General features: G+C 59.5%; 15 protein-coding genes. 14 read left to right on the plus strand and 1 reads right to left on the minus strand.

The window, feature by feature from the left end; all coding sequences use genetic code 11:
• Positions 1-155: 155 nt before the first annotated feature.
• From ACO1VH_RS09880 to ACO1VH_RS09900, 5 genes are all read left to right on the plus strand, one after another.
• Positions 156-1385: an MFS transporter gene (locus ACO1VH_RS09880; RefSeq protein WP_486244299.1), complete on the plus strand. Its 1230-nt coding sequence runs from the start codon at positions 156-158 to the stop codon at positions 1383-1385.
• A 44-nt stretch (positions 1386-1429) separates the two neighbouring features.
• Positions 1430-1909, plus strand: a complete 480-nt coding sequence (gene ssb, locus ACO1VH_RS09885) for a single-stranded DNA-binding protein (protein ID WP_486244300.1) — start codon at positions 1430-1432, stop codon at positions 1907-1909.
• A 108-nt stretch (positions 1910-2017) separates the two neighbouring features.
• A complete protein-coding gene (locus ACO1VH_RS09890) occupies positions 2018-2716 on the plus strand; it encodes a DUF4142 domain-containing protein (protein ID WP_486244301.1) in 699 nt (232 codons plus the stop codon).
• A 348-nt stretch (positions 2717-3064) separates the two neighbouring features.
• On the plus strand, positions 3065-4177 hold the full coding sequence (locus ACO1VH_RS09895) for an NADH:flavin oxidoreductase/NADH oxidase (RefSeq protein WP_486244302.1): 1113 nt from the start codon (positions 3065-3067) through the stop codon (positions 4175-4177).
• 48 nt (positions 4178-4225) lie between these two features.
• A complete protein-coding gene (locus ACO1VH_RS09900) occupies positions 4226-4654 on the plus strand; it encodes a DUF1810 domain-containing protein (RefSeq protein ID WP_486244303.1) in 429 nt (142 codons plus the stop codon).
• Positions 4655-4727: 73 nt separating this feature from the next.
• On the opposite strand, the gene ACO1VH_RS09905 is transcribed toward ACO1VH_RS09900, so the two are convergent.
• Positions 4728-5156: a VOC family protein gene (locus ACO1VH_RS09905; protein WP_486244304.1), complete on the minus strand. Its 429-nt coding sequence runs from the start codon at positions 5154-5156 to the stop codon at positions 4728-4730.
• 287 nt (positions 5157-5443) lie between these two features.
• Between ACO1VH_RS09905 and ACO1VH_RS09910 the strand changes: the two genes are divergently transcribed.
• The 9 genes from ACO1VH_RS09910 to ACO1VH_RS09950 all read left to right on the plus strand — a co-directional run bounded on the left by ACO1VH_RS09910 (position 5444) and on the right by ACO1VH_RS09950 (position 13480).
• On the plus strand, positions 5444-6172 hold the full coding sequence (locus tag ACO1VH_RS09910) for a GntR family transcriptional regulator (protein WP_486244305.1): 729 nt from the start codon (positions 5444-5446) through the stop codon (positions 6170-6172).
• 396 nt (positions 6173-6568) lie between these two features.
• Positions 6569-8296 carry a fumarate reductase/succinate dehydrogenase flavoprotein subunit gene (locus tag ACO1VH_RS09915; RefSeq protein ID WP_486244306.1) on the plus strand — a complete coding sequence of 576 codons (1728 nt, stop codon included), beginning with the start codon at positions 6569-6571 and terminating at the stop codon, positions 8294-8296.
• A gap of 14 nt (positions 8297-8310) precedes the next feature.
• Complete coding sequence (locus tag ACO1VH_RS09920; RefSeq protein WP_188421232.1) at positions 8311-8544, plus strand: 4Fe-4S dicluster domain-containing protein; 234 nt, start codon at positions 8311-8313, stop codon at positions 8542-8544.
• A 9-nt stretch (positions 8545-8553) separates the two neighbouring features.
• On the plus strand, positions 8554-9504 hold the full coding sequence (locus tag ACO1VH_RS09925; protein WP_486244307.1) for a HEAT repeat domain-containing protein: 951 nt from the start codon (positions 8554-8556) through the stop codon (positions 9502-9504).
• The gene (gene fdxA / locus ACO1VH_RS09930) at positions 9501-9830 is read left to right on the plus strand and encodes a ferredoxin FdxA (protein WP_486244308.1); all 330 of its coding nucleotides are present in this window, start codon (positions 9501-9503) and stop codon (positions 9828-9830) included. Before ACO1VH_RS09925 ends, fdxA begins: the two co-directional genes overlap by 4 nt.
• 51 nt (positions 9831-9881) lie before the next feature.
• Positions 9882-11333, plus strand: coding sequence for an ABC transporter substrate-binding protein (locus tag ACO1VH_RS09935; protein WP_486244309.1), 1452 nt, complete (start codon positions 9882-9884; stop codon positions 11331-11333).
• A gap of 2 nt (positions 11334-11335) precedes the next feature.
• Positions 11336-12277: an ABC transporter permease gene (locus ACO1VH_RS09940; protein ID WP_486244310.1), complete on the plus strand. Its 942-nt coding sequence runs from the start codon at positions 11336-11338 to the stop codon at positions 12275-12277.
• Positions 12274-13143, plus strand: coding sequence for an ABC transporter ATP-binding protein (locus ACO1VH_RS09945; protein WP_486244311.1), 870 nt, complete (start codon positions 12274-12276; stop codon positions 13141-13143). Before ACO1VH_RS09940 ends, ACO1VH_RS09945 begins: the two co-directional genes overlap by 4 nt.
• On the plus strand, positions 13133-13480 hold the full coding sequence (locus ACO1VH_RS09950) for a DUF971 domain-containing protein (RefSeq protein ID WP_486244312.1): 348 nt from the start codon (positions 13133-13135) through the stop codon (positions 13478-13480). The genes ACO1VH_RS09945 and ACO1VH_RS09950 overlap by 11 nt, the downstream gene beginning before the upstream one ends.
• Position 13481 lies beyond the last annotated feature (1 nt).

Raw genomic sequence — 13481 nt, forward strand, 5'->3', positions numbered from 1 at the left:
GATGGTTCGGCCGCCGCCGTCCTTTTTGGAGACGTGAGGCGAGAGTCAACCTGCTACTATAACGGGTTTTCAAGGCGGCCGTAAAAGCGTTCCGCCGGGACATTTCCCAAGACGTTTAGCGCCTGTCATTCACTCTCAGGGATTGCCAGTCTTACATGTCATCGCACCCATCCATCGATGCCGGCAACGGCATGACGCGCACCGAAATCCGTGCCAGCACCTCGCTGGCCGGCATCTTCGCGCTGCGCATGCTGGGGCTGTTCCTGATCCTGCCGGTCTTTGCCGTGCATGCGCATTCCATGCCGGGCGGTGACAGCGCGACATTGGCCGGGCTGGCGATGGGTATCTACGGGCTGACGCAATCGTGCGGCCAGATTCCCTACGGCATCGCCTCGGACCGCTACGGCCGCAAGCGCGTGATCGTCATCGGGCTGATCGTCTTTGCCCTGGGTTCTTTCGTCGCTGCCGCTGCAACCAATATCTACTGGGTCATTGCCGGACGCGCGCTGCAAGGCGCGGGTGCGATTTCGGCTGCCGTCACGGCGCTGGTCGCCGATTCCACGCGCGATGAACATCGCACCAAGGCGATGGCGATGATAGGCGCATCGATCGGATTGACGTTTGCCGCTTCGCTGGTGTTGTCGCCGCTGCTGTATCGGACGATTGGCATGGGCGGCATCTTTGCGTTGACCGGCATGCTGGCGCTGCTGGCGATCCTTGCCGTGATCTTCGTTGTGCCCGCCGCGCCGGCGCTGCCGGCCGAACGTACACCGATTCGCGCGGTGCTGGCGAATACCGAACTGATGCGGCTGAACTACGGCGTGTTCGCCTTGCACCTGACGCAGATGGCTATGTTCGTCGTGGTGCCGGGCGCCTTGATTCGCCTCGGTCATCTGCCGCTGACCGAACACTGGAAGGTCTATCTGCCGGTGGTGGTGCTGTCCTTCCTGCTGATGCTGCCACCGATCTTCGTCAGCGAACGGCATGGCAAGTCCAAGCAGGTTTTCGTCGGCGCGATCGCCTTGCTGCTGCTGGTGCAGATCGGCATGGGCGTACTGCTGTCGGGCGCGCATGCAAGCTGGCCATGGCTGCTGGCATTGCTGCTCGCATTCTTCCTTGCCTTCAACATTCTTGAAGCCAGCCAGCCGTCGCTGGTGTCGCGCATCGCGCCGCCATCCGCCAAGGGCGCGGCGCTTGGCGTCTACAACACCCTGCAGGCGCTCGGCCTGTTTTGCGGCGGCGCGCTCGGCGGCCTGCTGGTCCAGCATGTCGGGCCGACTGCGGTCTTCGTGCTGGGCGCGGTGTTGACGACGGGCTGGCTTATAATTGCCGCCAATATGAAAAACCTGCCGCGCCGCAGTCGAGTCGAAGCTGCTGCCGCTTGATATCGGAAAATATCGGAAGCGCGGAAAACCTCCCGGAGAAAACAATGGCATCAGTCAACAAAGTCATCATCGTCGGCAACCTCGGCCGCGATCCAGAAACGCGCTACATGCCGAACGGCGAGGCAGTCACCAACATTGCGGTCGCGACGACCGAAAGCTGGAAGGACAAGAACACCGGCGACAAGAAGGAAATGACCGAGTGGCACCGCATCACCTTCTACCGCCGTCTGGCGGAAGTGGCCGGCCAGTACCTGAAGAAAGGTTCGTCGGTCTACGTCGAAGGCCGCCTGCAGACGCGCAAGTGGACCGACAAGGACGGCGTCGAGCGCTACACGACCGAGATCATCGCCGACACGATGCAGATGCTGGGCGGCCGTCCGGGCGCCGGTGGCGGCAGCGCATCGATGGACGACGACTATGGCGGCGGCGCACCGGCTCCGCGCCAGAGCGCGCCGGCGGCACGTCCGGCAGCCAAGCCGGCCGCATCGAACTTCAGCGACATGGATGACGATATTCCGTTCTGACGTCCATTTTTAAAACTTTTAAGAAATACCGGTCGTAATTGATTGCAATGGCCCGGCTGCCTCAGCATCCGGGCCATTGTTGCGTTTGTTCGACCGATTTGTTGCGGCATGCTTCTTCCGGCAAATTCTTCCCTCATTGCATCCCGCAAGCAATGCGACAAAAGACGGTCTTTTGTTCGCCAGCCCACAAAGCGTTATCTCCGCGAAGAGTACCTTACGGCGATGGCACGCCATTTCGGAATGCCCCTGTCTTTCGGAGAAGAAATGAAAATCAACGGAAAAATGCGCATCATTGGATTGGCACTGGCCCTGGGACTTGGAAACGTTACCGCTGCCGTCGCTGCGACGGATGCGACGTCGCAGGCCAAGGCTGGCGTGTCGAAAAAGGACAGCGATTTTCTGAAGAAACTGGCGCAAGCCAATCTTGCGGAAATCGAGACCGCGAAAATCGCGCAATCCCGCTCAAAGGATGAGCAGGTGCTCGGATTTGCGAAGCAGATGATCGAGGATCACACGGCGGGCTTGAGCAAGGTCAAAAAGCTCGCGGGGGAAAAAGGCGTAACGTTGCCGACAGAGCCGGACAAGGCACATAAAAAAGAGGCAGCGAAGCTGAGCAAGCTGGAGGGGGAAAAGTTCGACAAGGCATATCTGACAAATGCCGGCCTGAAGGATCATGAGGCTGCAAGGGATCTGGCGAAGAAGGTCGCGCAACAAGCAGATGATAGCGAGCTGAAAGCATTGGGCGAGGACATGGGGGCGACGATCAACAAGCATCTCGAGATGTTGCAGCAGGTCGTCAGAAAGTAGTAATGCACTGACCGTTGCTGGCAATTGCGTAAAACCTGTCAAGGGTTAAGCCATACGGCTTAACCCTTTTGCTTTCTTCCGATTTCAAAGCGGCGCCGCAACGTGTCAACAGCAAGGTTCGGATCATATTTGTATGCCGAGCCATTCATTGATCGTGTCAATCGTCCTCATTATCTAATTCCCTTCAACCTTTTCAGGCGTCGGAAATTCTTCAATATCCGGGTGTATGCGTATCGTGAATCGTCTCCGTACACGGACGGTGAATCTGATGCACAGCAAGCAGAATTTCGGCAAACTCGTTATAAAGGACATTTTCGTATTGCCGGAACCCGGAATTGGAGAGCGCAGATGAGCAAGCCCGTTTTGTTTACCCCGTATCAGGTCGGAAAGCTCGACCTTTCCAATCGCATCGTCATCGCTCCGATGTGTCAGTACTCGGCTGTCGACGGCTGCATGACGGATTGGCACCTGATCCATCTGGGCCATCTGGCCTTGTCGGGCGCCGCGTTGCTGACGATCGAGGCGAGTGCGGTGTTGCCGGAGGGGCGCATCACGTGGGCGGACGTCGGTTTGTACAGCGATGAGACGGAAGCGGCGATGCGTCGTGTGCTGGATGCCGTTCGCGCACATTCCGCGATGCCGATTGCGATTCAGCTGAGCCATGCCGGACGCAAGGCATCGACGGAAGTCCCCTGGAAAAAGGCGAAACAGTTTGCGCCGGATGAGGCGAAGGGATGGCAGACGGTTGGGCCTTCAGCCTTGCCTTTCACGGAAGGGCAGGTCGCGCCGACGGCATTGGACAAGCAGGGATTGCAGCGTGTGCGCGAAGCGTTTGCCGCTTCCGCGGTACGCGCGGCGCGCCTGGGCATCGATGCCATCCAGATTCATGCGGCGCACGGTTATCTGCTGCACGAGTTTCTTTCGCCGCTTTCCAACCAGCGGCAGGACGAATATGGCGGTTCGCTGGAGAATCGCATGCGTTTCCCGCTCGAAGTGTTCGATGCGGTGCGGCAGGCGTTCCCGGCCGATCGTCCCGTGACTGTGCGTGTATCGGGAACCGATTGGGTGGATGGCGGCTGGGATATAGAACAGACCGTCGCGTTTGCGCAGGCGCTGGAAGCAAGAGGATGCGATGCGATCCATGTATCCAGCGGCGGCCTGCATCCGGCGCAGAACATCCCGGTGGCGCCCAGCTATCAAGTACCGCTGGCGCGTGCGGTGAAAGCGGCGGTAAAGATGCCGGTAGTAACCGTAGGATTGATTACCGGCTTCGAACAGGCGGAAGCGATTGTCGCGAACGGCGATGCCGATCTGGTCGCGTTGGCGCGTACGATCCTCTACGACGCGCGCTGGCCGTGGCATGCGGCCGCAGCGCTTGGTGCAACCATCCGTGTACCGAATCAGTATCTGCGTTCGCAGCCGCATCAGTTCAAGCATCTGTTCGAATCCGAGTCGGAATGAGGCGCGAGCCGAACCTGATCCGGAAGATGTTCAGATCCAATTGACGTCATGGCCGTCGATACATTCAATCTGCAACGGTTCGTCGATGCACAGGACGATGTGTACGACGAAGTGCTGGCGGAATTGTCGCAGGGCAGGAAAACGACGCACTGGATGTGGTTCGTCTTTCCGCAGCTGCGTGCGCTCGGACACAGTGTCACCGCGCATTACTACGGCATCGCGTCTGCCGAGGAAGCCGGTGCTTATCTGCAGCATCCGGTACTGGGTCCGAGGTTGCGTGAGTGTGTCGACTACTTGCTGGCGCTGGACATCGCCAACCCGCACGTCATATTCGGTTCGCCGGACGACATGAAGCTGCGATCCTGTCTGACCTTGTTTGGCGCGGTTGCTCCAGGGGAGCCACGCTTCGGCGAAGCATTGCGCAAGTTCTATCCGGACGGGCCTGACGGGAAGACGCTTCAATTACTGGTGTCGTGATTGCCGGAAATTGCTGTCACAGCTTCCGTTTGCGGAAAAACGGATTGCCCAAGATTAGAGTTTCATGGCGATGCTAGAAACGGATGTGCACCGATTCCACATTCCGTTTTGCCTCGCCATGGTAGACCGCTTCGATGTTGTTCCCGTCCGGATCGAGTACGAATGCGGCGTAGTAACCAGGGTGGTAGGAACGCTCGCCTGGCGCGCCATTGTCCTTCCCGCCGTGTGCCAGTGCCTGCTTGTAGAACAGGTCGACCATGTCGCGGTTCTTCGCCTGAAAGGCAATGTGCTGACGTCCGGTGAGTTGTCCTTGCGCGGCTTCGCTGTCCGCGGATGACACGACGAATTCATCTGCCCAGAAAAATCCGCCTTCCTCGTCGTTGATCGCGATGTTCAATGCGCCCATCACAGCTGAGTAGAAGGTGCGTGAAACATCCAGATTCGATACCACCAACTGAATGTGATCGATGAGGCGGCCGTAATGAAGTTCGTCTATTTCCATGAGGTACTCCTCGACTATTCGTGCGTCGCTTGAGTCCGGCTGAATCTGTGCGCTTTGTGGAGCGTCGAATGGCGTTTCAATACTGTCTTCAATGATTAGCCGGATTTTTTCCGTAGGTGCATATTGTTGCGAATCGACATGCGCGCCTATCGGTGGGTTTCACCACGTAGTGTAGGAATTTTTGTTTTCTAATTGGGGAATCGAAGTTTGGTGTTTTCCTCAACGGAAAGACCTCGCTCTATAATGATGGCGCCGTTCTCTTTCCGTGTGATCACATTCGTTCAGCCATGTCATTACCGCTACCTTCGTCGCTTCCTCTCTATATGCAGATCAGGGAAGCGTTGCGAGCGAAAATTCTTGACGGCACCTATGCCGCACATGAGCGCCTGCCATCCGAGCGCGAGATGATCGATGCATTCGGCGTCAGCCGCATCACGGTACGCCAAGCAATGAACGACCTGCAGAAGGAAGGCGTGCTGTTCAAGGTGCATGGAAAAGGCACCTTTGTTGCGGCACCCAGCGTCTCGCAGGACCTGATGCATCTACAGGGATTTGGCGAGGCGATGCGATTGAAGGGGCATGAGACGCATTCGGATGTGTTCGGCCTGTCGAACGTAATAGGTACTTCGCTTGCCTGTCTCAAGCTCGGTATCATGGATGGTGCGCCCGTGACTGAAATCAAGCGTGTGCGCTATCTGAACCGTGATCCCGTTTCCATCGATTATTCATGGGTACGGAATGAAACCGGTTCTCTCCTTTCCGAGAAAAACCTGCGTGAGAAAGACTTGTTTTCATTGCTTGAAAACGACTTGCAACAACCGTTGCATTCGGCAGATATTGAAATCGAAGCGACATCAGCCAGCAATGAAGTCGCGGCACGTCTTCAAGTTCCAGCCGGTTCTCCAATCCTTCGCATTGAGCGGTTGACCTTTGCTGCGGAAAACAAGCCGCTGGTATTCGAGTATCTGCATTACCCGGCGGAGCGCTTCAAGTACAAAATGAAAATAATGCGTTGAAGATGCATGTTCGGCATATGCGTGCATTGCATATGCAAGTTCAAAACGATTCGTTTCGTTATTTGCACGTTGCCGTTACGCTTCCTTCATTGCGAGGTGAAATGCATTGTCGGCAATGTGGGAGTCGACTGCACGGCAGTCGTGCGCCCCAAAATCGATCCGACGTTCACCACGACGGTTAGCTTTTTGCCGCTTTTCGCACCGTTCGCGATCAATCTTCCTTAGTTCTGAACAATAAGCTGCTGGAATGAACTGGCACACGTTTTGCATAACTTGTTATGACGAGTTATGACGAGATGTGTTTGGTCGATTTCGCAAATGAGAACGACTTTTCTTTCGTCGATCAGGGAAGTTTCATCGCGGCAAGAAGGGCCGCAACATTCTGGAAAGGCAAACATGAAAACCATCGAACTGGAATACGACATAGTGATCGTCGGCGGCGGCACAGGCGGGCCGATGGCGGCCGCCAAGGCGAAGGAAAAGAATCCGAAGTTGCGCGTGCTGGTGCTGGAAAAGGCCAACGTCAAGCGCAGCGGCGCGATCTCGATGGGCATGGATGGCTTGAACAACGCCGTCATTCCCGGCCATGCGACGCCTGAGCAATATACAAAGGAGATTACGGTCGCCAACGACGGCATCGTCGACCAGAAGGCCGTGTATGCCTATGCGACGAACAGTTTCGACATGATCCAGGAACTGGATCGCTGGGGCGTGAAGTTCGAGAAGGACGAGACCGGCGACTACGCCGTGCGCAAGGTGCATCACTTGGGCAGCTACGTGCTGCCGATGCCGGAAGGGCATCACATGAAGAAGGTGTTGTACCGCCAGCTGAAACGCCAGCGCGTGGAAATCACGAACCGTGTCGTTGCCACGCGCCTGATCACCGGCGCCAACGGCGAGATCGCCGGCGTCATGGGTTTCGACTGCCGCACCGCGGACTTCTACGTGATCAAGGCGAAGTCGGTCGTGCTGTGCACGGGCGCGGCGGGGCGCCTCGGCCTGCCGGCTTCCGGCTATCTGTTCGGCACTTACGAAAATCCGACCAACTGCGGCGACGGCCACGTGATGGCGTATCACGCCGGCGCCGAGCTGACGAATCTCGAATGCTTCCAGATCAATCCGCTGATCAAGGATTACAACGGCCCGGCCTGTGCCTACGTGACCGGCCCGTTCGGCGGTTTCACCGCGAACTCGCAGGGCGCGCGCTTCATCGAGTGCGATTACTGGAGCGGCCAGATGATGCTGGAGTTCTACAACGAACTCGAAGGCGGACGCGGCCCGGTGTTCCTGAAGCTCGATCACCTGGCGGAAGAGACGATCGCCGAGATCGAACACATCCTGCACACGAACGAACGTCCGAGCCGCGGCCGCTTCCACGAAAAGCGCGGCAACGACTATCGCTACAAGGCGGTCGAGATGCACATCTCCGAGATCGGCTTCTGCAGCGGCCACAGCGCGTCCGGCATCTGGACCAATGAAAAGGGCGAATGTTCGATCCCCGGCCTGTACGCCGCCGGCGACTGCGCAAGCGTGCCGCACAACTACATGCTGGGCGCTTTCGTGTTTGGCAAGTTCTGCGGCGAGAACGCGGCCGACTATGTGTCCGGCAGATCCGATCCGGTGCTCAACACCGACATGATCGAAGCAGAACGGCAGCGCATCGCCGCACCGCTGTCGCGCAGCGAGGGACTGACGCCGTTCCAGGTCGAGTACAAGACGCGCCGCATCGTCAACGATTACCTGCAGCCGCCGAAGATCACCCGCAAGATGGAAATCGCGCTGGAGCGTTTCGGCGAGATCAGCGACGACCTGCACGACATCAGCGCGGAGAACCCGCACGAACTGATGCGCGCGATGGAAGCCAGCACGATCCGCGACTGCGCCGAACTGGCTGCGCGCGCCTCCATGTTCCGTGAGGAAAGCCGCTGGGGTCTGTACCACCTGCGCGTCGATCATCCGGAAAAGAACGACGCCGACTGGTTCTGCCACACCAACGTCGGTAAGGATGCGGACGGCAAGATGCGCTTCCGCAAGCGCGAGATCGATCCGTACATCGTCGAGCTGAACGAAGAGGAAAAAGCGGCCTATCAACGTCTGCGCGTCGCCGGCGGCAGCCAACACTAAACGAGGAAACCATCATGACCATTGCAACCACCCGTACCCAGGCCCCGGTCGTCGTCGATCAATCCAAATGCATCGCGGAGAAGGGCTGCACCGTTTGCGTCGATGTCTGTCCGCTCGACGTGCTGGCGATCGACATGGTGTCCAACAAGGCGTTCATGAAGTTCGACGAATGCTGGTACTGCATGCCCTGCGAGCAGGATTGCCCGACCGGCGCGGTCCACGTGAACATCCCGTATCTGGTGCGTTGAGGAGGCAGCATGCTTGCGAACAGTATCCATGACAGATTGCAAAGCGACGATCCCGGCGTGCGCCGCATCGCCGTCATCGACCTGCCGTATTCGGAAGAAGAGGACGACATCGTACCGCTGCTGGTGACGGCGATGGCCGATCCGGATGCCGGCGTACGACTGGAGGCGGCGAAGGCGATCGAAGGCTATGAAGAGCCGGAAGCGCTGGAAGCGCTGGTGCCGCTGCTGAAGGACCCGGATGCCGAAGTGCGGCAGGCAGCGGCGATCACGCTGGCCGAACTGAAGGAACCGACCTCGGCCGGACCTTTGCTGCCGTATCTGTCGGACAGCAATCCGCAGGTCAAGGCCGATGCACTGCGCGCGGTACGCGCATTGCGGGTGGACGAAGCCTTTTCGCCGGCGATGGTGGCGCTGGAAGACCGCAATCCGCAAGTGCGGCGCGAAGCGGTCGGCGTGCTCGGCTATCTGAAGAAGTTGGAAGCGATCGGCGCATTGACCAATGCCGCCGCCAACGACCCGGACCCCGAAGTCCGGCGCGTGGCGATTGGCGCGCTCGGCTATTCGTCGGCGATCAGCATCCAGCCGACGCTGAGCCGCGTGCTGGCCGATGCGGCGTGGCAGGTGCGCGAGGAAGCAGCGGCCACGATGGGAAAGCTCGGTCTGACGCTGGGCGCGCCGGACCTGATCCAGGCGATGGACGACGAATTCTGGCAGGTGCGCGTGAAGGCGGCGCGCAGCCTCGGCAAGCTGAAGGCGAAGGCGGCGGTGCCGGCGCTGTGCGAAGCGCTGCAGCATCCGATCAGCAACCTACGCAAGGAATCGGTGATCGCGCTGGGCGAGATCGGCGACGTGCGCGCGATTCCCTTCCTCGAAGCAGCGCAGCAGGATGCCGATTCCGACGTGCGCAAGCTGTCCAAGCTCGCCATCACCACCATTCACATGCAGGGAGGCGGGTCATGACACACGTGGTCGGAGAGTCGTGCATCGGCTGCAAGTACACGGACTGCGTCGCGGTCTGCCCGGTCGAATGCTTCCATGAAGGGCCGAACTTCCTGGTCATCGATCCGGAAGTCTGCATCGACTGCGGCGTGTGCGTGGCCGAATGTCCGGTCGAGGCCGTGTACGACGAAAAGATGCTGCCGGCGGAACAGCACGAATACATCGGGCTGAACGCGCGGCTGGCGAAGCAGTGGCCGTTGATCGTGCAGTCGACGGAGCCGTTGCCGGAAGCGGATACCTGGGCGGAGAAACAGGGCAAACGAGAGCATTTGATGGGGATGAGTTAGACGCAGTCCAGCGGTACGAATTTTCTCTAGGCGCAACTGAAGGGAGTTTCCATGACGATCTTGCATATGACGGCACGTGGCGGCAGCATCAGACTGGTCGCACGTTTTCTGGTTTCATCCGCGGCGCTGCTGTTCGCTGCCGGCGTCCACGCGAAGGAAGTGGTCACCATCGGCATTGGCACGCAGAACACGACGACCAACACGGTGACGGGTGGCGTCGTCATCAAGGAGCTCGGTCTGCTGGAAAAGTATCTGCCGAAGACCGGCAAGTACGCCGACATCGATTTCAAGCTGGAATGGCAGAACGCGACCTCGGGGCCCCCGATCACCAACGGCATGATGGCCAACAAGATCCAGATCGGCATGATGGGCGACTATCCGCTGCTGGTGAACGGCGCGATCGGACAGAACAGTGGCGGCAACGCCACCGAGCTGATTGCCATCATCGCCTATAACCAGTTCGGCGCCGGCAATGGCGTCGTGGTGCACAAGGATAGTCCTTACTATCAGCTCTCCGACCTGAAGGGCAAGGCGGTGTCGGTGCCGTTCGGCTCGGCGGCGCACGGCATGCTGCTGCAGGCGATGCAGTCGCGCGGCTGGGGCAACGATTACTGGAACCTGGTGAGCCAGTCGCCGGAAGTCGGCACTACCAACCTGCAGGAAAAGAAGATCGACGCCCATGCGGACTTCGTGCCTTTCCCCGACCTGCTGCCTTACCGCGGCTTCGCCCGCAAGATCTTCGACGGTGTGGAAACCAAGCTGCCGACCTTCCACGGCGTGGTGGTGCGCAAGGATTTCGCCGAGAAGTATCCGGAAGTGGTGGTGGCCTACATCAAGGCGCTGATGGCGGCCAACGACTGGCTGCGCAAGAATCCCAGACTGGCTGCAGAAAGCATCGAGAAGTGGACCGGCATCGAGAAGGAAGTGGCTTATCTGTTCCTCGGCCCGGGCGGTATTCATACGCTCGATCCGACCATCAAGCCGATCCTGGTCGATGCGATCAAGACCGACCATGCGGTGCTGGAAAAGCTCAATCGCGTCAAGCCGCTGGACGTCAATGCCTGGGTCGACGAGAAGTATGTGCGCGAGGCTTTCAAGGAAGACGGCCTCGACTACGATGCCCAGAAGAAATCGTTGCAGAACTATTACAACATCAGCGGACGTGATCCGATCTGCGACAAGGACATCGCCGATTCGAAGAACGCGGCGGAGATCTGGATAGCCGGCGGCGATATCGTGCCGGTCAGCTCCCCGGTGTGCGCCCTCAAGGGCATCGAGCAATACCGGAAGGCAGGCAAGAAAGTTGCTGTGTTCTACGTGTACGACCACGCACTGGGCATCAAGGTCTTCGGCGACAAGGCGTTCTACGCGGTGCCCGGCGGCACGCCGGCCAAGCTCGACGTCGTGCCTTTCCTGCTGAAGAAGGATGCGGAAGCGTACGCAAAGAAGAACGGCGGCACCGTCGTTTCGTATGAGCAGGTTCTGCAAAAAATGGAGAAATGATCATGGCCCTGACCGATCGAGCCGTGGAGTCGCCGCTGGCGAGTCCGGCGGCGCCCAAAAAGAGTGCTCCGACATCCCGTCCCGCATTGCAGGCGATCCAGGGCGGCGTGCGTGACGACGCGCTGTCGCCGAATCGGGGATTGCAATGGAGAACGATGATGGCATCGGCCTGGATGCACTATCTGCTGGGCGCCGTCTCGATCGGCAGCGTACTGCTGTTGTGGTATCTGGCCACGAGATATCGCTGGGACTTCTATGTCCGTTTCAGCAACATTCCGACCCCTGGCGACGTGTGGCGGACGTTGCTGGAAGTTAATCAGTCGGCCCAGTTCATGACGAATGTCTGGGTGAGTCTGCGCCGCATTCTGCAAGGTTTCTTCATCGCGGCAGTGGTCGGCGTTGCGCTCGGCATCTTGGTCGGCCGTTATCGGCTATTCCGCTCGCTGACGATGCCGGCGATGGAAGTCTTCCGCCCGATCCCGGCGATCGCCTGGGTACCAATGGCGATCATGATTTGGCCCAGCAACGAGGGCAGCATCGTGTTCATCACCTTCATCGGTGCCTTCTTCCCGATCCTGCTCAATACGATCCACGGCGTGGAAGAGATCGACGACGTGCTGTTCCGCGCCGCAGCCAGCCTCGGCGCAAAGGAGAAGGACATCATGCTGCACGTGATCCTGCCCGGCGCGCTGCAGCACATCTTCACCGGCCTCGCCGTCGGTATGGGCGTGGCGTGGGTGTCGCTGATCGCTGCGGAAATGATCTCGGGACAGTTCGGCATCGGCTACTTCACGTGGGAATCCTATTCGCTAATCGAGTATCCGAAGATCGCGCTCGGCATGCTGACGATCGGCGTGCTCGGCCTGCTGTGCAGCAAGGTGATCCAGCTGTGCGCCAAATGGTCGACCCCCTGGATAGACGCAGCTGCGGGAGGACGCAAATGAGCACACAGATGCATGCTTCCGCCGGACATGTGAATGCGCGCGACGTCAGCATCGCGTTCACGTCGCGTGGCACGACCGTGCAGGCCGTCAAATCAGTCTCGATCAATGTGCAGCCGGGCGAATTCGTTTCCATCATCGGGCCTTCCGGCTGCGGCAAGTCGACGCTGATGAATGCGGTGGCCGGTTTTACCAAGGTCAACAGCGGCGTGCTGACGCTGGACGGCAAACCAATCGACGGCCCCGGCGCGGATCGCGGCGTGGTGTTTCAGCAGTATTCGCTGTTCCCGTGGATGACTGTGCGCAAGAACGTCGAATTCGGCCTGAAGATGCAGGGCATGTCGGCGGCGCAGCGCGAATCGCAGGCGCGCACGCTGCTCGGCCTGGCCGGTCTGCTGGCGTTTGAGAACCACTATCCGTCGCAATTGTCGGGCGGTATGCGGCAGCGTGTCGGCATCGTGCGCGCACTGGCGACCAGCCCGCAGGTGCTGCTGATGGACGAGCCGTTTGGCGCGCTGGATGCGCAGACGCGCACCGTGATGCAGGAAATCCTGACCAACATGTGGCAGCGGCTGCGGCTGTCGGTGCTGTTCATCACGCACGACATTGAAGAGGGCATCTTCCTCTCCGACCGCATCTATGTGATGACGGCGCGCCCGGGCCGCGTCAAGGCGGAGATCGTCGTGCCGCTGCCTCGCCCGCGCAAGCCGGAGATGATGGAGTCGCCCGAATTCACCGGCCTGCTGCGCACAATACGTCGGCTGATCCGCGAGGAAAGCCTGGCGGCGATGGGCGGAGAACTGGACGACGGCGGCTGCGCAGGTTTGAGCACCGAGATCGGGCCGGAGGGCGTGCGCCATGTTCTGTGACACCGTGCCCAGCGAAATGACGCTGCATGCGGGCAATCGCACGCTGCAGCTGCAATGGGACGGCCGCAGCATAACGGTGCCTTACGCGAAACTGCGCGCAGCGTGCCGCTGCAGCGTCTGCGAAAGCCTGCGACGCAAGACGCACAACGATCCGCCGGTGGCAGCCGATGTGGCGCTGGTCGATATCGCGCCGGTCGGTTCGGTCGGCGTGCAATTGTTCTTTTCCGACGATCACGACCGCGGCATCTATCCGTGGCGCTATCTGCACGAACTGGCGTTCGGTGATGAAGGTGACAACGCCGGTGATGGCGCGACGGATGACCCGTGCTTTTCCTGAA

The sequence above is a fragment of the Oxalicibacterium sp. genome, from assembly GCF_057353965.1.